Origin of the sequence: Paenibacillus contaminans (genome assembly GCF_003285015.1) — a bacterium.
Lineage (GTDB): Bacteria > Bacillota > Bacilli > Paenibacillales > NBRC-103111 > Paenibacillus_V > Paenibacillus_V contaminans.
Genome location: NZ_QMFB01000018.1, coordinates 155,390 through 175,822 on the forward strand (window position 1 = coordinate 155,390; position 20,433 = coordinate 175,822).

The 20,433-nt window shown below is 49.5% G+C and carries 19 protein-coding genes; 3 read left to right on the plus strand and 16 right to left on the minus strand.

Features of this window, described 5'->3' with window-relative positions:
- Positions 1–32: 32 nt before the first annotated feature.
- From DQG23_RS26845 to DQG23_RS26885, 9 genes are all read right to left on the minus strand, one after another.
- Positions 33–293, minus strand: a complete 261-nt coding sequence (locus DQG23_RS26845) for a hypothetical protein (RefSeq protein ID WP_113034113.1) — start codon at positions 291–293, stop codon at positions 33–35.
- Between the two features lie 284 nt (positions 294–577).
- Complete coding sequence (locus tag DQG23_RS26850) at positions 578–1,096, minus strand: GNAT family N-acetyltransferase (protein ID WP_113034114.1); 519 nt, start codon at positions 1,094–1,096, stop codon at positions 578–580.
- Positions 1,097–1,121: 25 nt separating this feature from the next.
- A complete protein-coding gene (locus DQG23_RS26855) occupies positions 1,122–1,505 on the minus strand; it encodes a hypothetical protein (protein WP_146762390.1) in 384 nt (127 codons plus the stop codon).
- A gap of 221 nt (positions 1,506–1,726) precedes the next feature.
- Positions 1,727–1,960, minus strand: coding sequence for an NUDIX hydrolase (locus DQG23_RS26860; protein WP_238178045.1), 234 nt, complete (start codon positions 1,958–1,960; stop codon positions 1,727–1,729).
- 148 nt (positions 1,961–2,108) lie between these two features.
- A complete protein-coding gene (locus DQG23_RS42635) occupies positions 2,109–2,735 on the minus strand; it encodes a hypothetical protein (RefSeq protein ID WP_192894642.1) in 627 nt (208 codons plus the stop codon).
- A 104-nt stretch (positions 2,736–2,839) separates the two neighbouring features.
- Positions 2,840–3,376 (minus strand): HAD-IIIA family hydrolase, encoded by a 537-nt coding sequence (locus DQG23_RS26870; protein WP_113034150.1) that lies wholly within the window; start codon positions 3,374–3,376, stop codon positions 2,840–2,842.
- 451 nt (positions 3,377–3,827) lie between these two features.
- Positions 3,828–5,303 carry a protein adenylyltransferase SelO gene (locus DQG23_RS26875; RefSeq protein ID WP_113034116.1) on the minus strand — a complete coding sequence of 492 codons (1,476 nt, stop codon included), beginning with the start codon at positions 5,301–5,303 and terminating at the stop codon, positions 3,828–3,830.
- Positions 5,304–5,463: 160 nt separating this feature from the next.
- Positions 5,464–5,928 (minus strand): DinB family protein, encoded by a 465-nt coding sequence (locus tag DQG23_RS26880; protein ID WP_113034117.1) that lies wholly within the window; start codon positions 5,926–5,928, stop codon positions 5,464–5,466.
- Positions 5,929–6,084: 156 nt separating this feature from the next.
- Positions 6,085–7,014, minus strand: a complete 930-nt coding sequence (locus DQG23_RS26885) for a phosphotransferase family protein (RefSeq protein WP_113034118.1) — start codon at positions 7,012–7,014, stop codon at positions 6,085–6,087.
- 232 nt (positions 7,015–7,246) lie between these two features.
- Between DQG23_RS26885 and DQG23_RS26890 the strand changes: the two genes are divergently transcribed.
- Entirely contained in the window at positions 7,247–8,113 is an 867-nt protein-coding gene (locus DQG23_RS26890; protein ID WP_113034119.1) for a hypothetical protein, read from the plus strand.
- 170 nt (positions 8,114–8,283) lie between these two features.
- On the opposite strand, the gene DQG23_RS26895 is transcribed toward DQG23_RS26890, so the two are convergent.
- From DQG23_RS26895 to DQG23_RS26925, 7 genes are all read right to left on the minus strand, one after another.
- A complete protein-coding gene (locus tag DQG23_RS26895) occupies positions 8,284–9,366 on the minus strand; it encodes a hypothetical protein (RefSeq protein ID WP_113034120.1) in 1,083 nt (360 codons plus the stop codon).
- Between the two features lie 160 nt (positions 9,367–9,526).
- The gene (locus DQG23_RS26900) at positions 9,527–10,141 is read right to left on the minus strand and encodes a hypothetical protein (RefSeq protein ID WP_113034121.1); all 615 of its coding nucleotides are present in this window, start codon (positions 10,139–10,141) and stop codon (positions 9,527–9,529) included.
- A 15-nt stretch (positions 10,142–10,156) separates the two neighbouring features.
- Complete coding sequence (locus DQG23_RS26905; protein ID WP_113034122.1) at positions 10,157–10,618, minus strand: VOC family protein; 462 nt, start codon at positions 10,616–10,618, stop codon at positions 10,157–10,159.
- Between the two features lie 45 nt (positions 10,619–10,663).
- Entirely contained in the window at positions 10,664–11,053 is a 390-nt protein-coding gene (locus DQG23_RS26910) for a VOC family protein (RefSeq protein WP_113034123.1), read from the minus strand.
- Positions 11,054–11,167: 114 nt separating this feature from the next.
- Positions 11,168–11,899 (minus strand): hypothetical protein, encoded by a 732-nt coding sequence (locus DQG23_RS26915; RefSeq protein ID WP_146762391.1) that lies wholly within the window; start codon positions 11,897–11,899, stop codon positions 11,168–11,170.
- A gap of 15 nt (positions 11,900–11,914) precedes the next feature.
- A complete protein-coding gene (locus DQG23_RS26920; protein WP_158560710.1) occupies positions 11,915–13,666 on the minus strand; it encodes an RNA polymerase sigma factor in 1,752 nt (583 codons plus the stop codon).
- Between the two features lie 21 nt (positions 13,667–13,687).
- Positions 13,688–14,455 (minus strand): aminoglycoside adenylyltransferase domain-containing protein, encoded by a 768-nt coding sequence (locus DQG23_RS26925; protein ID WP_113034126.1) that lies wholly within the window; start codon positions 14,453–14,455, stop codon positions 13,688–13,690.
- A 1,121-nt stretch (positions 14,456–15,576) separates the two neighbouring features.
- Between DQG23_RS26925 and DQG23_RS26930 the strand changes: the two genes are divergently transcribed.
- On the plus strand, positions 15,577–19,071 hold the full coding sequence (locus DQG23_RS26930; protein ID WP_475113015.1) for an InlB B-repeat-containing protein: 3,495 nt from the start codon (positions 15,577–15,579) through the stop codon (positions 19,069–19,071).
- Positions 19,068–20,390 carry an S-layer homology domain-containing protein gene (locus DQG23_RS26935; RefSeq protein WP_158560711.1) on the plus strand — a complete coding sequence of 441 codons (1,323 nt, stop codon included), beginning with the start codon at positions 19,068–19,070 and terminating at the stop codon, positions 20,388–20,390. Before DQG23_RS26930 ends, DQG23_RS26935 begins: the two co-directional genes overlap by 4 nt.
- Positions 20,391–20,433: the final 43 nt, after the last annotated feature.

Sequence of the window (20,433 nt, forward strand, 5' to 3'; positions counted from 1 at the left end):
GTAAGCCGCGGCATGCGGAGCGTAAAACCGGGTTACTCTTTTTTGAAATATTCCAAAATCAGCACAACCAAACCTAGAACGAACAAGATCACGCCCAAAACGAACGGGAAGCCTAAAGACAAGCTCTGTGCTGCCTCATTGCCGAACTGCTCTGCGCCGAATATGGCGTACCAAAGCTTAGAGCCCCGCCAAGCCGTAATTTGCGGGACATATAAAGCGGCGGTAATTAAAATGGCTAAAGAAATTAACGCCCCGGTAAACATCAGAATTCCGCCGATAAATGTTTTTTTCATTAGAACGCCTCCAATCCATTAGAAGATCTGGTTACGAAAGCAAATACGGATATCGTAATGGTTATGCACGGACCGCGCGCGTAGTTGCGAAAACCTCATTGTTCATGAGGCTGATCGCACTATTTCGCAGGTAAAATGCTCCTTCTTGCCTGATAATGAGGCAAACACCACTATCCATTTCGTTTACCTCACTAATAATTGCGTTTGCCTCATTAGCTCTCCTGAAAGCGGGTTTTCGGCGAGAGATAGTGAGGTTTGCCTTATGAACAGTAAACTTTTCCTTACTATTTGATAACCTTTTCGTATAAGCTCGCACTGAAATACGTTCTGTCGATCCTTCCGACAAAGTCAAAACCCGATCCACGATAATATTCGTTTAATTTCTCATTGTCTGCCATGCAATCAAGTCTCAATTTGCTTTTTCCATTATCTGCAATGTATTTCTCCGCCCAAGACAGCAGCAATCGTCCCAAGTTATGGCTCTTATAACTTCTTGCAACGACCAGTCTATGTAGATAGCCGCAATCTTCGCTGTTCAGCTCCCGCCAAATAAACGCATCGCTCCATTGTAAGGAGAAGGTCGCGACTATTTCTTTATTTAATCTAGCGACGAATAGTTCCGTCTTGGCAGCGTGCTCTTTGACCGATTCGATAGTGAACGAATTTGGCTTCCACTGACTAATCCCCTTTGATTCCAGCCAATTAGCCGCTTCTAACCAAAGCTTTAATACCGTTTCCAAATCATCGGTTCCAGCTCTGGCGATTTCAACCTCGCTCAAACGAGGATCAACACTGACTTCCATCCTGTTACCCTCTCCTGTTCTGTAGTTAGTCGCAGCTGAGCCATTTATTGCCTATCCCGAGCGAGCGACCTCTTCGATTTCCGTTACCGGAAAACTCCCCTTCATCCAAAAGTGTCCCCGAATGATCAACCACACCGACTTGGTATTCATCTTCATACACAATCTTGCCGGGAGCTTCATAACGGACGGATTTTATAATTTCCACCTCATATTTTTGCGCTATCTCAAAATAGGGCGCCAGCCTTTCAATCATATGTCTTGCCTCATCATATACTTTAAACCAGGTCACCGCTCTGATCGCGTTCCGATCGTCATAAAACGGCGGATTCGGCAAGTTCTCCTCGAACCAGTTTGCGGTTTTATCATAAAGATCGCTATCCGCTTTAGATAACTTACCGTCACGCTGCAAGTGAGATATTACGGCAAAAATGCCATACGGCTGCTTCGTATAAGGACTGGAGTAGTTTCCGTGATATCTTATAAACAAATACCGCACCTCACTTTATTGATGTGATGTATTACCTTATTAAAGTAATATATCGCAAGTGCCTGAGTATATGCAAACTAAGATTTCACTACACATCCTTTCGCAACAAACCTTACACTTTTATCTTTTTGTTTCAAAGTTTTTTAAGTAAAATAATATTTCTCTGTTACATCCAATCCCGTCTCTTCCTTTACTTCCCTAATAAGCGCTTTAATCAAGGATTCAAACGGCTCAATTCTCCCGCCCGGAAGCTCAATCTTTTGCGGCTCATCGGGTTTGTTGCGTGTCTGAACTACAATTTCAATTGTTCTATTCAGAGATCGCTCTATAGTCGCACGGGAATTAACGAAAAACATCTGCTCACAACCTTTCTTCATTCATACTTTTACCTGTTAATTTAACTGTTTAAGTTGGATCGTTGTTACCTCTTCCGTTTACGGATGGCATAAGACAATCAATAATGAACGCTGCGAGCCGCAAGAGAGCGATTGATCGTTTCCGTCGCCCCGTAGTTACGCAATACGCTCAATTACCTCCAAATAACGGTAGGTCAGGAAAATGTTCATGCCATACCTTTTTCATCCTGCCTAACGTTTCATCTTTGGACTTTTTACCGATCCCGAACCGCTCATGACTTGCATCCGCCCAATACTTGAAGTTCACAAAAATAGGTTTCCATTGTTCTCTTATGCGACGGGAAAATTCCGCAGGGTCGTTATCGGAAATCTCCTGCCAGACTTTAAATTGATCAGTAATATTCTTATCTTCAAATGCAATCAATTCCGGTGTTAAACCGGTATAATTGCCGCCATAAAATACATCAACCAACCGAATTTTGCCTTGAATGTTTTCATTCATCTCTTGCAATTGTTCTGCAGGAATCCACAATTCTTTATGGTTGCGGGCACCTACAATTTGTTCTTCATATCTATCAATGAACGGACTTCTCACGTCAAACTCGGTTACAAACCCTGCATAGCCGGAAAATTTATCTTTCGTATTCCATTCCGAAGCGATTTGGTCGGCATAAGCTTTGTTCAAAACAGGATAGAAAATAGGCTGTTCCGGCAATCGTGGAGGAAAAGCCTTAAGTTCCAGATCCAATAGTAACTTCATTTCATAAAGCCCCACAGGCCGATATAGTCTTTTCATCCTTCTTGTCTCCTTTTCTTACTCTCATCAATCAGCCACGAATCTCTATATTGCAAGGAGACTGCCTGTTGCGCGGCAGCCTCGTGTTTTTCTATATCGGTCTATTACTCTTGCTCACTTTTCCTTATCAGCCATCTCGCCGCATCCAAAAGATCCTTTGCAATATAATCCGGCGGTGCTTGATCGTACCACTTGTGACGGTAGGCTTCCAACGACTTTTTGCCCCAGCCGGTCTCTACAAGAATTCTTTTGGCACCGACAGCGGCTGCCGCCAGCATATCCGTCGAGCCTACATCCCCGATTACAACACAGCGGGTGAGATCCAATCCGTGTTCTTCCGCGGCTTTCAGAAGCATACCGGGCCGAGGTTTATGGCACTCGCAGCCATCCTCCGGCTCATGGGGACATATGTATGAAGCGTCGAAGCCATAGGAAGCAAATTGTCGGCTAAACTCTTCTTCAGTTGCAAGACCTTTGGCGATATTGTGTTGATTGGTGAGGGCAAATCGTTTTATACCGTGTTCTTTCAGCAAGTTCAGCGCTTCTAATGATGAAGGATACAGCTCAAAGTCTCGAGGATGAATAAAATGACCGGTCCCGCCTATCGTTCCATCACGATCTACAAAAACCGCCTGAAGCATCTGCAAAATAATCCCCCCTCCACCTTTAGGCTATTTCATCCATTTTATAGAATTCGGTAAAAGGCTGAGTTATCCTGCCTACAGAAAAAGGAGGCCGCCGTTCGTCTGCGCGTAGTCCGATTTTGCCCATTTGGAGTTGCGTACAGGCACCTGCTCCCATTTGTAGTCCGAAAATGCCCACTTATCGCGGCTATTTGACTTGACGTACCGGTAAATCCGCTCTCCAAGCAGGCAAATTCGGATTGCAGCATAAGAGGAACCTCAACTCCTTGCTCCATACAGGCAAATTCGGACTGCAGTACATAGGGAACTGCGATTCCTTGCTCCAAACAGGCAAATTCGGATTGCTGAGTAAGCGTACCGTTCGAGCAAAGCAAGGAACCCCTAACAGTTCTTTGCCAATAAAAAAAAGACCGCCGATCCTGCCGGCAGCCTTTCTCTCGTTCCATATTCACGTACCGCAATAAGTTCGGTACTGACAATCCGACGGCTCAGGCGGTGCGGAGTAATCCGCTTGTTTCTCCGTGTGCGCGTAGGGGTTCGCAAGCGCATCGAGCAGCCGCTCCATCACGCTGTAGTCTCCATCGTCAACCGCCGCTTCCAGTGCTTCCTCCACCCGGTGATTGCGGGGAATAACCGCCGGGTTGCTGTTCCGCATCAGCCGGCGAGAATCGTCCTTCGTCTCCTGCTGTCTGCCGAGTCTTGCCTGCCATCGCTCCTGCCACCGGGCAAAATCCCCGCTGCCGAACATGGCCGTTTCCTCCGGTTTATCGAAAGTTAATGCGCGAAACGTATTGGTGTAGTCCGCACGATGCTTCTGCATCATCCCGAGGAGGTCTTCGACTAGCGCTTCATCCTCCGGCTCTTCGTTCAGAATGCCCAGCTTCGCCCTCATTCCCGTGAGCCAGTTCCGATAATTCAGCCCGACGAAGGCCGAAATCTCTTGTTCGGCCAGTTTGACGGCCTCCTCCTCGTCGGTATGCAGCAGCGGCAATAACGCTTCGGCAAATCTCGCGAGATTCCACGCGGCAATACGCGGCTGATTGCTATAAGCATAGCGGCCGTAAGTGTCGATGGAGCTGAAAACCGTAGCCGGGTCATAGGCATCCATGAAGGCGCAAGGACCATAATCGATGGTTTCTCCGCTAAGGGCCATGTTGTCGGTATTCATCACTCCGTGAATAAAACCGACGAGCTGCCACTTGGCTATAAGCGCGGCCTGACAATTGATCACTCCCCGAAGCAAGGAAAGGTAGCGGTTCCCCTCAGCATCGACTTCAGGATAGTGTCTTTGCAAGGTATAATCGGCCAATGCCCGAAGTTCCTCGACACTCCCCCACTGTGCAGCGAATTGAAACGTCCCGACACGCAAATGACTGGAGGCAACGCGGGTCAAAACGGCGCCAGGCAGCTCGGTTTCGCGAAATACCGGTTCGCCGGTCGTCACTACCGCAAGGCTGCGGGTTGTAGGAATACCAAGCCCATGCATCGCTTCACTGATGATGTACTCGCGCAGCATCGGCCCAAGCGCCGCTCGTCCGTCGCCCCGGCGGGAGTACGGCGTTCTTCCCGGACCTTTAAGCTGAATGTCGACCCGCTCCCCTTGGGGCGTGATCTGTTCCCCCAGCAGTATAGCCCGGCCATCCCCCAGCATCGTAAAATGCCCGAATTGATGTCCTGCATATGCTTGAGCCAAAGGTAAAGCGCCTTCGGGAATCCGGTTTCCGGCAAATGCCGCTATTCCATCGCTGCTTTGCAGCGCATGAACGTTCAGCCCTAGCGATGCCGCTAACGAATTATTCACAATGACAAGCTTTGGCGATCGTACGAGGGTCGGGTTAACTCTGCTGAAAAAGGTTTCCGGCAGTCGGGCATAACTGTTGTCGAAATTCCACCCTGCTTCGGTTTCCGCTTTGTTATCTATCATTCGTATCTCCTTTTCCTTTTGCTTCCTATTGATAGAAAAAAGCCCGTAGGCATCATAATATGTTGGTTATCACCCATACCGGCACGTGATGCCCTGTTAGTTTTTACTTTTGCCCATTTATTATACCAGTTGTTTCCTAAGCTTTCCTGCCCCGATTTTATCATGCAAACAACCCTCGTCCGATAACGTTCGCCGAAACAGGCTGAAGCCCAAGCTCTCTCGCCCATATAGACAGCTGCCCCATATGATGAATCTCGTGAGTTACCACATGCCGTAAAATTTCACCCTTCGTGTAACGCTCCTCCGTCCATTCCACGGTAACGATTTCGTGCTCGGAATCATTTACCCAAGCCTTAAGGAACGGTACCAATTCGGCCCTCCAATGATCCGAGAGCTCACGCACTTGCCCGAGGGTTTTGTAGTTTTCGTAGGGCACTTGGATATCCGGTTTGCCTTGAATCCCCCGAATCCAGCTGTATTCCACATCCAAAATATGAAATAACGTATACAAAATACTGCCCGCCCCGCCAATCCGGCTGCGCGTCAGTTCTTCGCTTGAAATCTGCTTGCACCATTCAAACCATTCGTCCCTGACCGTCCAATTATAGTGAAATAACTTAATCAAAACATACACCTCAGCTTCATTTACCAATCTCTACGTTACAAATCGGCTATAGGCTTGGAATATAAGCGGCTCGCCGCCGTTCGATAGCGATCATAAAGGAATGTTTTCGGATATGCAGCGCATTCCAGCCAACTTTGCCCGAACCGGTTCAGCTCCTCAGGAAAAACGCTTCAGCAAGCTAATCAGATAGCTATCCAGCCGCTCGCCTATTATCTCATCCGTTAGTCCGGTCACGCCCAAGGCCGTCCATCCTCCGTAAACTTCCGGCGGCCAGTAGGCAAAGTCGATTAGGGTAACCAGATCCCAATAAGGATCGTATGTAAAAGATGCCCCGGCATAGTGCCGATAAGCGGCCAAAAACTCGTCAGCGATCGCTGCATCGTACAATTGCGCCAAGTTGACGCGGCAATGACCGACATCGATGCCTGCGGGGCCGATGCACCCGTTGACCCAATCGACAACGCCGCTTACCTCTCCGCCGCTCCACAAGATGTTTGCCGGATGATAGTCGCGGTGGATGAACCGTTTCGCAAAAGACGGGCGGTTCCCCGTAACGATGCCGGCTGCCGTTTGCCATTCGTCGGGAAACCTCGACCAAGACGACGTATCCATAGTGGAGGCATCGCAGTACGGTTCGAACGTCCAAGGAAAATCCTCCGCCTCAACCGCATGAATACCCACAAGCGCTTTTGCCATCCCGTTCAGCCACCGCGACATATCCGGCGGCTCTAGTACGACCTCGCCCTTCAGCCCAGTCATGAGCATGGCAGGCGTACCGCACCGGCTTTCGGTTTCTTCGAACGCAATAAGCTTCGGCGTCTGCACACCTATGGCGCGGGAAGCCCGGCGCAAGCTTTCCGCTTCGCGCAAAGCCAGATCGGGCTGGCTCCGCAGCCAATCGGCATCGTCGAACCGGCGCAGCACGACGGCCTTTTCCTCTCCATTTAGTTCCAGCATGACTTCATGTACGGGAGAAGAAACCCCTCCTTTAAGCTGCCGAACCGAGAGAATCGTTGCTTCGGGTTGAACCGTATCGACAATCCATTGACGGACGCGATCCGGTAACGTTGTGCCGCTCGGAAGCATAAGCCTCATCCTTTCCATATGAATTCGAATTCGCAACATAATTAACATTATATAGCAATGGAAACGATGTCGTCTTCTTTGACCAAATCTAAGGATTCATAAGCAGGAGAAAAACGGGATGACGTGGAAGATATAGAAAACTATTACATTCATCAATCAGCATCCTTAGGACGATTTTTCACGTAAAGCTATTTGTCGGGTCGGCTACTATTCATTGAAAGGACAGGGATCTATGCAAAAAGCAACCGCTAAGCAAGAAAATGCTTCATACGAAATAAGAATCGATCAGGTAGTACCCGCTATTTTATACGACGGCGCGGATATCGATGTTTTATGGGACGGTCATGAGGAAGCGATTCGATGGTATGAGGACCATATGGGCTGGCAAGTGGAGCAAAAAGAAAACTGGAAGCCCGACCCGCGCGCTTTGCACGGTAAAATGACGCATATGGGAAACGGAGTTTGGCTGGAGTCGGTCATTACGGACGAGCGGTTGCCCTATCATTATGCCGAACGGGGTACGGTTAATTCCTCCGTCAGATGGTGCTGGAAAACCCAAGATATCCAACATGCCCATTCCAAGCTGCGTCAGAACGGAATACGCACATCTGAAATTAGTAACGGCCCTGACGGAGAGCTTTATTTCGACCTATGGTGCACATCCGAAGGGGCGAGATTAACCGTTCACGAGGATCGCACGCTGCTTGCGAGCGGTTTTCACGATTCATTGATCCGCATTGGCGTAAGAAATCTGGAAGCCGCGGTAGAGTGGTACCGGCGCTTCGTGGGAATGAGCACCCAGGTGGTGCACCTCGACAAAGGATATGCGCTTCTGCAATTAGGCGTAAATCATAAACCGGGAAAAACGCACACGTGGATTCTCGAACAGCTCTCCCCCGATTATTTCCAGGGAAATGTAAATAGCCCGATCCGGCCTCGCTGCTATATTCAGAACAGAGACGCTTTCTTTGCTTATCACCGGTTCCTCCGCGAAAACGGCATTCAGACCGGCGATTTCGGCGGCTTCGTTCAGAGAGGATATGTAAAGTTCCATTTCTACGATCCGGACGGCAATCGTTTTAATGTTGGTTGCTTCTGAGTTACATGATGAGCTGCTGCCGATAAAAACCTAACAAGGCTTCCGCATTCGGAAGCCTCGTTTTTGTTAACGGGCGAAGGGGGGATAGAAACACTTTTTGATCATGATTTTGCAGACAAAAGTTTAGTCGAATTGAAATTAAGCTGAGTAAGTACTCTGTTGGCTGGTAATCACTGCATCGGCATCCATGCCGCTTTCCATATCCCGTCCTTGTTCTTGACGAGCTGAAAGCCTTTCTCTTCTTCTTGATTGCCGTTTCCTTTGGAAATGCGAATGAGCGCCCGGTCCCCGTCTATCTCTTCCGCAAGCCCATAGCTTAGTTTAAGCTCCGCCCACATTTGCTTGGAGCGGTTCAGCGCTTCCTGGTCGCGCGAAATATCGTTGATATACGTTTTATAGGAGGGTACCTCGTGACCGGGATCCTTGATGTAGAGCGCATATTGCGTGTCGTAATCTCCCGCTTCCGAAGCCTTCACGTAGAACTTGAAAACGTCGAGCGGCGAGAGCCCGCGAAGCAGCTCGTCATCTTTTTTCTCCGCAAACCGGTCGTACCGTTCCTCCATTTCTTTCGAAGAAAACGACCATTGCTCCGTAGAGACCGGCTGAAGCATCCCGCAGCCCTCGCACTCCGTCCGGACGAACCGGTCGTTTTGCCATGTAAACAGCGTCTCCGCCATTTGCCCTTTGTCCATGTCATAGTAACGATTCTTGAACGAAGTGTTGCCCGCTTTTTCGTAGAGGATGGAATAATTGGTGTCGGCCGTAAATAAAGCACGATGTATGACTGCAATACCCTCGGGCTTAAGCGAGAACAGATTATACGTAAAACCGTTGGAAGAAAAATATTGGCCGATCGAAAAATCCGGATAACCGTCGTTATTGTAGTCGGCGAAGGCGATGTTGAAGGCGCGATTCTTAGCGAAAATGAGCGAATCTTCCCCGAATGTCGAATTCAAGTCCAACGTATGAAGCAGCGTTCCATCCTCAGCAGCCAGCTCCAGCTGGAATTTCCCCTCCCAGTAGACGCCAGTATACGGTCCGGGCTCCTTCTCTTCCTTCAATCCTCCCGACATCATGCGGACAGTAAGCTTTTCCTTACTGCCATTGCGGTCGTAATCGATGTCCGATTTGGCGAGAACCGTCGTCGTGTCCACCGGTATATCCGCCGCCGGCGCGGCTTCCTGATTATTTTGGCAAGCTGAGGACAGCAGAAGCAGGACTACTAAACTTGTTACAATCGGAGCTCTGCGCATTACGCTTCCCCCTTTATCTATTTGCTACTTTAATGGACTGATCGAATGATGCAAATGTTTCATCAAACATAAAGTTAACTAAAAAACCGTTCAGCCGTAGGACTGAACGGTTCTTGGAATCAAACGCCGAAGATCGAGGATGCAATTTGGAGTACGGCCATCATTTAGAATCAAAATGCTTTTCAAGGAACGCATAGTTTTCCAGCAAGCTTTTACTGCCGTCCACATGTAGAACTTGTAAGTTTAAATCGGCCGCTTCTTGGGCGACAAAGCCGGCAAATCGAGCATCCCGCAACATCCAGTTGTGAAAGGCCGCAGCCGGATTTTCCGTTTTTTGCAATACTTCTTGAATCCAGGCCCTTTTGCTGTAATGCTCCCTTTGGAAACGTTCAGCAGGGATTATCCATATCGCTTTATGATGCTGCTTAAGATGGGGAGCGACTAAAGACGGCAATAATTGATTGCCTTCTACAACCAAGGGCGTGGCGGGGCCATCGGCAATGTCCTTTAAGACAAACGCAAAATCCTCAATGAAGCATCGGATATACACACTTAATTGTTCTTGAACGTCTCTAGTATAAAACGCTTCATTGGGATCCATCGTTCGAACTTTATTCATCGCGTGATGTTCGACAATTGAAATATTCCGCAAATGGTTATCGAAATGCTCATCGCAAGAGTAAAGCGCCAGCCCATGCTTTTCTGCATACATGTTGGCTAATGTGCTTTTACCGGAACAAGCGGAGCCGCCGATCCAGTAAATCATTCGATCCATAGCAATCCCCGCCTCTCAATCTCCCGACCGCGCGCCTCCGCCAAATACGATGACATAGCCGTCCAAATCTTTAACCGCAAATTCCTTCCACTTCATCGCTCCCATGTCTTCGATTTGCGGCTCATAAGCGATAATGGCTCCCTTAGCGGCAAATTCCTCATACAACTGCTGAACGCCGTCATAATCGGAATACGCATAGGTGTCCCAGCCCGACACCGGCCCATGCCAGTTATTGGGGTACTCCCTCCCGGCCGCTTTGGCGTTAGGCCGAACGTCTTCCTGACGATCGGCTTGCTGAAGCAGAAACCCCACTCCTTCACGTTCCGCGTGTCCCCACCCGTCAACGGAAAAACCAAGTTTATTTTGATAATACTCTTTTGCCTGCGACAGATCCATTACTAATCTTACCTGAAGCGCATTTCCGATCCGGGCGCCGGCTTTTCCTGTTATTTGCTCCTGTGACGCATGATCCGCCAATTCGAACATCTCCTTTAATGGAAATCGATTCTACATTCGATCGTGCTAACCGCCGAACGTTATGCAATATCCATTGAGATCTTTAATCGTGAACTCGATCCATTGCTCGTTCCAGTCCAGCGGATCGACGCCTCTGACGATATCGGCTCCCCTGCCCTTAAGCTCCTCGAATAACGAGCGCACATCGTCCGTGTAGCAATAAGCATCGAAATACAGCCCGCCTTCCGCCGAAGAATTCGGTCTGACGTCCGAAGGGTTGGGAACCGGATGCAAAATAAAAACCGCCGTCCCGCGGCTCATATGAACATGCCCTCCAGCCTCCTCCCGCTCAAAGCCTAACACCCGCTCGTAAAATTCAACTGCTTTCGGCAAATCGGCCACATTGAGCACCATGGCAGGCCCGGTCATTTTTACGTTCTCTTTGGCTATTGTCATTTTTACACGCCTCCTATTTTGGGGTTCACTATGTACAATGCCGCGAAGATACGGAATCTGACATTAATAACTCAACTTTCTCAAAACAAAAATCGATCGTCCGATGTTATTGACTCAAGAATGCCGCCTCTCTTCGAAAACCAGTCCGTTGCCTTCGGAATCCCACACTTCCAGCATGCGTTCATCGGCAGCGCCTAAGCGAAAATGCGGATTTTGACGCAGCCGGGTCTGCATATGCGGCAATTCCGCCGTTTGAATCCGGCACCGCGGCCACTGCGGACGCAAGGTGCGGGGGACAAGCTTCAGCCGTATCGAGGAAGCCGCCCGAATAGGGTCCTGCTCGTCATATCTGCATACCAGTCCCTGCATGATAGAGGCGTATTTTTCATAGGCTTTTGCAACGTGACGCACGGGAAGGTAAATATCCTTCAAAACGTGACGTTCCCCGCCTGACGGATCCGCAGCAGTCCGGTAAGGCAGCCGGCGATCGCATACGGCAAATACATGCTCGTCTTCCCCCCGAAACAAGAAAAAATTCATGCCGGTTCCCTTCACGATCGGAAGCGTAATTTCGAACTTGCAGCGCTTAACCGCAAACAGCGCTTCCTCCAAATCCGGGCTGGTCAGCACGTAAGCAGGCTTCGGGTCAAAATGATGCGTATCGAACCGATAATCGTCGAGGATCAGTTTTAATCCGCCCGCAAGATCCAGCACATAGATCGGTCCGTCGCACAGCCCTGGAATAACGGGGAAATCGAAAAGCTCGCTATAGGCATAAACCGCTTGCCGCAGCGCATCTGAGTGAAAAAACAAGCCTTCGGCTTCGAACAAGCATTTTGGTGACACAAGCTACCTCCAGGCTCAAAATAAAAAGAACGGACTCGGCTCCACGACGGCCGGCACCGTTTGCGGACAATCGCCGCCGCTCAGCTCCGCGAGCAATGCTTCGATAATCGCAACGCCGCGTTCCTCGGCTTGTTTCGCTTCATTCAGCAGCCGGATTGCGAAAGCCCGCCCCGCCTCATCCAGCTCTGCCGCACCGGTTAACGGAAACCGATCCCGAAGCTGTCCAAACAGCCCGGACACTTCCTCATAACAATGGGCCGCCTCCGCGATTTTTTTTCTAACCTTAAGATTTTCCTCATCCATTGAACAACCGTTCCATTGCCGCCCCAGCTCCGCTAGAAAAAACGCCGCCGATTCCCGCGCATCCGCGAGGATATTTACGTTCGAAGCATGTCCGAGCGGATCGGCCGTATGGCTGCGAAGCCCTTCCACCCAAGCGTCGTAAGCCCGCATCCCGTTCACTTGGGAATAAAAAATCGGCTCCTTCCCTTCTGCATGACGTACGATTAGCCGAAGAAGCCGCACCAGTCCGGCGCAAGGACTTAAATCAAACCGCCCGTCGATCGCCGCAATAAAAATGCTGTTCGTTCTCCGATGCCCGATCAGCGAATAGGGCAAATCCCCGTGTCCCCGCGTATCCGCCGCCAGAAATCGCTGCTTTTCGTCGTCATATCCGTATACAAGCGCAAATTCCGGGCGCAGGGCGTCATATACGAGGGCCGGCACTCCTCCGTCTACCGAATCGCGGATCATCCGAACGGCCTTCCATGCCAGTTCCCCTTTATTGGAGGTTGCTTCCACGCCGAAATTATAAATATCCATGATCCGGCTGTGGAATCCCAGATTGAGGAGGGCATTCGTTTTGTATGTGCTCCAATCATGCATGCTAAGGGGACCGATCCGTTTGTCCCATACGCTGATCTTGAAGGCGTAATGGCTCCAGCCGGCCAATTCGTGCTTGGTCATAGTCAAACCGCAATACGGAAGACAATAGGAAAACGCGTTCATAAACGTAAGATCGGGGTGCGGATAATCCGAGCCTTCGATGGACGGCTTCGCAAGCTCGCATTTCCGCCTCCCCACCTGCTCCAGCTTGTGACGGAGACTATCGCGAAGGTTGAACTCATAATGCTCTTGCACGACTTTTTGGCGGGAACGGGAAATGATTTTATAAACGTTTGCGCTGTTCAAATCAAACAATCGCGCTATTTCCTCCGGCGACAATTGGCCGAAAAAAAACGCCTCGAAGACGCTGCGTTCCCTTTTGCTTAATACCCGAACGAGCCCTCGAACGGACTCCCACATCTCTTTGCGGAGTAAGATGCCTTGCGGTTCTTCTTCCTGACTTCGAGCAGCCCCCAGCCGCTTGCCGACATAATCCAGAACGTTGTCGACATTGGAAAAATCGACGTTTGCCCGGTCGTCCCCCGTAATAGCAAGGCCGGAAAACGGACGTTCTTTGGCAAATGGTCCGCCGCGTCGCAGCCTCATCAGAGCCTGATTGCGGACGATCGTTTGCAGCCACGGAATAAAGCCGCTGTGCGAAAGGCTGCCCAAATGAAGGAAGGCTTTGATCAGAGCCTCCTGAACGATGTCCTCGGCCATATGAGGATCGTTGGACAAGCGTCGGGCATACCCGAGCGCCTGGTCGCGGTGTCGAATAAACAGCTCATTGTAAGCGTCCCGATCGCCTGCTTGCGCCTTGCGGACCAGCTCCTCATCCGGCTGCTCGTGAAGAGGACCTTCCGTACGCCAATCGTTTTCCATGCGCGGCCCTCTCATCTCTTTTTATGATAACTGCTTGATTTCACGCAGCATGTAGTCTGCAAAGCTTAAGAGCAGGCTGTGATCCAACTCCATTTTATCCGAAGCACCTGTGTAGTAGGACAAGCATGTTTGGACAAGCTCCCGGTATTCGGCAGGTAGCGCTTGAACGCCCCATTCGCCGCCTTCTTTTTTCGACGCTATCGCACCTTCTTTCAGAAAGTATAGAACTCTACACAAATTCAAAGCGAAATACATTGGATTACGGACGATATCCGTCGAGGCGCCTTCTACGTCATAAAGAATGGAATCCAAGTAAAACGGTTTGTCGACAGGCTCGTACATCTCCGTCAGCGGTCTGCCATATAGAGCAATTCCCCGGTGATAGGCAACAGCATACTGCGACGCCAAGTCCCGGTCCTCATAACCTCCGCACAAATAGTTCCCGTCGCTTCGGTATTTCTCGCGATGGTAATCCGAGTAATGAAACTCGACTGGCGTAGGGTGAACGAAAGGCTTCAGGCAATCTTCTAATAATACGCTGAATTCGAGCCCGCCCTTATTGGGCAGCTCGTCATGCAGGAGCAAAGCCGTTTGGGCAACCCGCTTATGCTCGGAAGCTATCAGCTTCCTTCTCACAATGATCAGCAAATCGATGTCGCTCCTGCCTGGATGAAAACATTCCATCGCCAATGAACCGTGCAAGTAAACGCCTATCAGATTTTCCTTAAGCTCTTCTTTGAATAAAGCCGTAATTTTGTCTAAATAGTATGGAACGTTCAATTTGATCATGCCTTCTTTTTCATGTGATTGATCGCGACTGTCGCTGTAGGCCGATTTTATTGCCGCTAATCTAGCAGAAAAATCAAATGCCGCAAAACAGCCATCGGAAAACGGGCTCAGCTATTACGGTGGGGCGTTTTCGCGATGAACCTATATGGCTTCTATTTTATTACAAAATGTACGAAGCTACAGTAGAATTCGACATATAAATACCGAAAGTGGAATACCTTTACAAAATCATTACATTTGTCCTACTCTTCCGTGTCGAAATGTCCAAAAATTGTTCAGATTATGTCGATATAATTACCCTCGTGTGCTAAAAGTCCGATAGGACGGGTTAAGCACGGAGCACTATGGTCTTAAAAAATCTATTATTTTAGGGGAAGGTGTCAACTTTGATCGGCAGAAAATGGTTACTGTCCTTCATGATCGTCATCGGGGCCGTCTTATTCGGAATCTTAGGGCCGCCGGACATCGCCAAGGCCGAGGGCAGCAAAGAAATGGTGGCGAACGGCGGCTATCGGCCATTTATTTGGGCCACTACGGATAAAACAGCCGGAATTGAAAGGAAAACCTATTTAAAGGTGTACGCTCAAGCCGGGGAAAAGATTTACCTGGGCTCCAGCCAGAAAGGGAAAAATATTATTTTCACCGACCCGAATGGAGTGAAAACCAGCTACCAAGTAGACCAAAACGGTGTCGGCTATATCGATACCCTTGCTAAGGAAACCAAGGGCCCTAGTCTGACAACCGACGACGGCGGCTATGTTCCTTACATCGTGTCCATTGCACAGACAGGTATTTATCAGGTAGAGTTTGAAGGCGGAACTGCTGCGCCTTCCACTACTCTAACTACAGACACTTCATTTAGACAAAATCAAGGTGGTACGATTGGAGCTTGGGATATTACGATCGTTGACGCGAACGGAGATAAAAAACCAGGCCGAGTGTTCACATCTTATGTTGCCATGTATATGGGAGGAAATAAGCCTAATCAAAAAGTGCTTAATTCCGTATTTTATGTCGTCACCAAAGACGGCTACTTGTATAAAACGGATATGAACGGCCTGGACCCTAACGGATTTATTTTTTTCTCGGCAAACCGGGGGTTCATCGACCTGACAAATAATATGACTTTGTATCATACAGCTGACGGCAATGACGACAATTTATCCGTTATTTCCGGAAACGTCGGGGCCCAGCTTCCCAATGTAGCCGATACGAATACGGATATTTCCCATTATGTATTTTTCAATCCGCCTAGTCCCGACTTGCCTGTAAGCTTGTATCCGGGAGCGACGGCGCCGGTTCCGGCCAAACCTACGGCACTTGCTTTTCAAGGCGCTTCAGGGATAGCCGGCAAAACCAATCTGGCGGATGGCGGCACCTTTACTTTCGTAGCCGACAAGCCTTCCAGCTATGAACTGACCATTAAAACCAAAGATGCGGTACCGGTCACCAAACGCGTTATTAAAAACGTAGCCATCGCCGGGACGAATAAAGTTTTATGGGATGGAAAGGATTCTGCAGGCAATGTATTGCCTGATCAAGTGTATACCGCAGAGCTGATTTTAAGATCCGGAGAAGTGCACTTTCCGCTACTGGATGCGGAGCATAATACATACGGCATCAAAGTCGAGCTCCTTAACGCACCGGATGGAAATTCGCATACTACGATCTACTATGACGAATCCAACTATAAAACGGCGAGCGGCACATCCATTAACCTTAATGCATCAAGCTCCAGTTACGCAATCAATCCGGTCGACGCATCCGCAGGCGTTGACAGCGCCAATGGCGCACATAAATGGTCCAATAATTATGGCGATAAACGCGGAATCGACACTTGGACCTATTTTACGGACGGCACCTCCATCACCATAGATTTTAATGTGGAGCCCGTTTCCGCGACAAAGTACGGCTCTTTGAGCGGATATATTTTTAACGATATGAATAAAGACACAAAGTTCTCCTCCGGCGAACCCGGACTGAACGGAATTACGGTTACCGTAAAGGATAAAAACGGCACGGACCATACGACTACCACGGATGCAACCGGCTATTATATCGTCGGGATCCCGCAAGGGAACTATACGTTTAAAGCCACTGCTCCCACAGGATACACGCTGCAAACAGGAAACGGGACACAGACTGGAACGTTAAGCGCAAGCTCTGTCATTTTACAGAATGTAGGCTACTATTTAGAGACCGATCTGAAAATTACTGTAACGGCGAGCAGCGGACCTTATATCAAAGGCTCCACTTTTACTTACACCCTGAATGCTTCGAACGTGAGCAATGTCCCTGCAACCCGTGTAGTTGTTAACGATGCGCTCCCGGCAGGGCTTACGTATGTAAGCGACGATTCGAGCGGAGATTATGATGCGAGCACCGGAATTTGGACAATAGGAACATTGAGTAGCGGTCAATCCGTTACTATGAACATTACGGTGAGAATTAATTCCGATGCCGGCGTACCGGCATCCATTACGAATCAAGCTGTTATCTCCTCAACAGAGAAAGATAGCGATCTGACTAACAACAGCAGCAGCCTTCCTATATCTGTAACAAATAGTTACACCGTTACCTTCAACAGCAACAGCGGTTCCGCTGTACCTGCGCAAACCGTGAACGAGAACGACAAAGCTACTGAGCCTACGGCTCCTACAAAAAGCGGCTTCACTTTCAATGGTTGGTTTACGGACAGCAACTTTGATCCAGCAACAGCTTTCGATTTCAACACGCCGATCACCGCTCCGATTACGCTTTACGCGAAATGGACGGCGATCACCCATACCGTTACATTCGACAGCAACGGCGGTTCCGCTGTACCTGTGCAAACCGTGAACGAGAACGACAAAGCTTCTGAGCCTACGGCTCCTACAAAAGCCGGCTTCACCTTCGACGGCTGGTTTACGGACAGCAACTTTGATCCGACAACTGCTTTCAATTTCAACACGCCGATCACGGCTCCGATTACGCTTTACGCAAAATGGACGCCGGTTACCCATACCGTAACATTTGTCAGCAACGGCGGTTCCGCTGTACCTGTACAAACGGTTAACAAGAACGACAAAGCTTCTGAGCCTACGGTACCTACGAAAGGCGGCTTCACATTCGATGGCTGGTTTACGAACAGCAATCTGGATCCGCTAACGGCTTTCGATTTCAACACATCGATCACGGCTCCGATTACGCTTTACGCAAAATGGACGCCGGTTACCCATACCGTAACATTTGTCAGCAACGGCGGTTCCGCTGTTCCGACGCAAACGGTAAACGAGAACGACAAGGCTACTGAGCCTACGGTACCTACGAAAAGCGGCTTCACTTTCGACGGCTGGCTTACGGACAGCAATGATCCGACTACTGCTTTCAATTTCAACACGCCGATCACCGCTCCGGTTACGCTTTACGCAAAATGGACGGCGATCACCCATACCGTTACATTTAACACATACGGCGGTTCGGCTGTGCCGACGCAGATTGTAAACGAGAACGACAAAGCTTCTGAGCCTTCGGCTCCTACAAAAGCCGGTTTTACTTTTGATAACTGGTTCACAAATAGCAACTTGGATCCGGCTACAGCTTTCAATTTCAACACACCGATCACCGCTCCGGTTACGCTTTATGCAAAATGGACCGCGGTTACCCATACCGTTACATTTAACACTTACGGCGGTTCGGCTGTGCCGACGCAGATTGTAATCGAGAACGACAAAGCTTCGGAGCCTTCGGTTCCTACAAAAGCCGGTTTCATTTTTGACGGCTGGTATACGAACGATAACCTGGATCCGGCTACAGCTTTCGATTTCAACACGCCGATCACCGCTCCGGTTACGCTTTATGCAAAATGGACCGCGGTTACCCATACCGTTACATTTAACACTTACGGCGGTTCGGCTGTGCCGACGCAGATTGTAATCGAGAACGACAAAGCTTCGGAGCCTTCGGTTCCTACAAAAGCCGGTTTCATTTTTGACGGCTGGTATACGAACGATAACCTGGATCCGGCTACAGCTTTCGATTTCAACACGCCGATCACCGCTCCGGTTACGCTTTATGCCAAGTGGACGGAGATTGCGCCTAATACTCATGCCGTCATATTCAATAGCAACGGCGGCTCGCCTGTACCGGCACAAATTGTGAACGAGAACGACAAAGCTGCTCAGCCTGCGGCTCCTGCAAAAACCGGGTTCATTTTTGACGGCTGGTATGCGAACGACAACCTGGATCCGGCTACAGCTTTCGATTTCAATACGCCGATCACGGCTCCGGTTACGCTTTATGCGAAGTGGACAGCGATTGTCCATACCGTCACCTTCGAAAGCAACGGCGGTTCGGCTGTGCCGACGCAAACAGTGAATGAGAACGACAAAGCAACGCAGCCGGCAGCACCTGCAAAAACCGGCTTCACCTTTGACGGCTGGTTCACAAGCGTTAACCTGGATCCAACAACAGCTTTCGATTTCAATACGCCGATCACGGCTCCGGTTACGCTTTACGCGAAATGGACATCGATTCCTACAACGACTGTGCCGGTTCCGGAAACACCTGCACCAGTTTCGCCNCTACAACGACTGTGCCGGTTCCGGAAACACCTGCACCAGTTTCGCCGCCGATGATTGACTATGTACCGACAAAGAACTTTACGATAATCATCACGGATCCGTCTCATGGCGGAGTTGAAGTCAAGGATAAAATTACAAAGCTCGTAGGCGAACAACTGCGCTTGACAGGAAAATTATTTACAGCTGACGGTAAAGATCTTCAATTACCGACGATCGACATGAAGTCCGACGGAAGCTTCTCGATGCCAAGCGTCCCGGCTGGAGAATACAAGCTGTTATTGAACGTCGTCGCACCGACGGGTGAAAAATTAATCGGTAACACAGCCAAGTTGATTATCGACAAAAACGGCAATGCGACCCTTGTTGCCGATCTCATCGATCCTTTTGGAAAGATCACCGATAACGTTACCGGCAAAGAAGTTAAAGATGTAAAAGTAACGCTTTACTGGGCGGATACCGAACTTAACCGGGCCAAGGGCAGAAAGCCTAACACCGAAGTCGCATTGCCGAACCTGCCGGATTTTGCGCCGAATCAGAACCATAACCCGCAGTTAAGCGATGCGAACGGCGATTATGCCTGGATGGTATTCCCGGAAGGCGATTACTACATCTTGGGCGAGAAAGACGGATATGTCGCTTTCGATAGCCGAAAAGATATGCGCGATGAGACGCACGGCGAAGATAGCTACATCCGGAATGGAATCATCCACGTCGGCCAATCGATTGTACGTTTCGACATCGCCCTTCAGCCGAAGGTTGTCGAATCCGGCGAGCACAAATTGTACATTTACGGATATCCCGATGGCTCCTTCCGGCCTGAGCGGGGGATTTCCAGAGCGGAAATCGCAGCGATTCTTTTCCGTACAATGCCGTTTGCAAGCGGTATGACAACGGACAAGATCTACACGGACGTCGATCAATCGCATTGGGCTTATAATGAAATCATGAATGCCGCGCAGCAAAAATGGATGCTTGGCTACGAACAAGGGGATTTCCAACCGGAGAAATTCGTAACCCGAGCCGAGTTGGCGCAAATTCTGTTCATTGTGAAAAAATGGGGGCCCGCCGCGAATAGTTCTTTCCAAGACGTAAAAGGGCATTGGGCGGAGACAGCCATTGCAGCCGCAGAGAAACAGGGCGTTCTCGACGGATACCCGGACGGAACTTTCCGGCCTGATCAAGCCATTCGGCGGGATGAAGCCGTCCACATTTTCAATCTGCTTCTGGATCGTCATCCTTGGAAAATCAAAGTGCCGCAGAAGTGGACGGACATTCCGGAAACGCATTGGGATTACGACGCGATCATGGAAGCATCCGTACCGCATGCCTATGAGATATTCGAGGACGGAACCGAGGACTGGAAATTGCAGTAATGGCAATCATTTTCGATTTGAACTAGCATAAGTAAGGGCTGTC

What these genes read in the sequence shown, in the direction of transcription:
- DQG23_RS26860 (WP_238178045.1), bottom strand. Translation starts at nt 1,960, where the DNA reads ATGAAGAAAGGTTGTGAGCAGATGTTTTTCGTTAATTCCCGTGCGACT.
- DQG23_RS42635 (WP_192894642.1), bottom strand. Translation starts at nt 2,735, where the DNA reads ATGAAAAGACTATATCGGCCTGTGGGGCTTTATGAAATGAAGTTACTA.
- DQG23_RS26870 (WP_113034150.1), bottom strand. Translation starts at nt 3,376, where the DNA reads ATGCTTCAGGCGGTTTTTGTAGATCGTGATGGAACGATAGGCGGGACC.
- DQG23_RS26910 (WP_113034123.1), bottom strand. Translation starts at nt 11,053, where the DNA reads ATGACAATAGCCAAAGAGAACGTAAAAATGACCGGGCCTGCCATGGTG.
- DQG23_RS26850 (WP_113034114.1), bottom strand. Translation starts at nt 1,096, where the DNA reads ATGGAAGTCAGTGTTGATCCTCGTTTGAGCGAGGTTGAAATCGCCAGA.
- DQG23_RS26920 (WP_158560710.1), bottom strand. Translation starts at nt 13,666, where the DNA reads ATGGAAAACGATTGGCGTACGGAAGGTCCTCTTCACGAGCAGCCGGAT.
- DQG23_RS26845 (WP_113034113.1), bottom strand. Translation starts at nt 293, where the DNA reads ATGAAAAAAACATTTATCGGCGGAATTCTGATGTTTACCGGGGCGTTA.
- DQG23_RS26885 (WP_113034118.1), bottom strand. Translation starts at nt 7,014, where the DNA reads ATGCTTCCGAGCGGCACAACGTTACCGGATCGCGTCCGTCAATGGATT.
- DQG23_RS26925 (WP_113034126.1), bottom strand. Translation starts at nt 14,455, where the DNA reads ATGATCAAATTGAACGTTCCATACTATTTAGACAAAATTACGGCTTTA.
- DQG23_RS26935 (WP_158560711.1), top strand. Translation starts at nt 19,068, where the DNA reads ATGATTGACTATGTACCGACAAAGAACTTTACGATAATCATCACGGAT.
- DQG23_RS26900 (WP_113034121.1), bottom strand. Translation starts at nt 10,141, where the DNA reads ATGGATCGAATGATTTACTGGATCGGCGGCTCCGCTTGTTCCGGTAAA.
- DQG23_RS26875 (WP_113034116.1), bottom strand. Translation starts at nt 5,303, where the DNA reads ATGATAGATAACAAAGCGGAAACCGAAGCAGGGTGGAATTTCGACAAC.
- DQG23_RS26890 (WP_113034119.1), top strand. Translation starts at nt 7,247, where the DNA reads ATGCAAAAAGCAACCGCTAAGCAAGAAAATGCTTCATACGAAATAAGA.
- DQG23_RS26895 (WP_113034120.1), bottom strand. Translation starts at nt 9,366, where the DNA reads ATGCGCAGAGCTCCGATTGTAACAAGTTTAGTAGTCCTGCTTCTGCTG.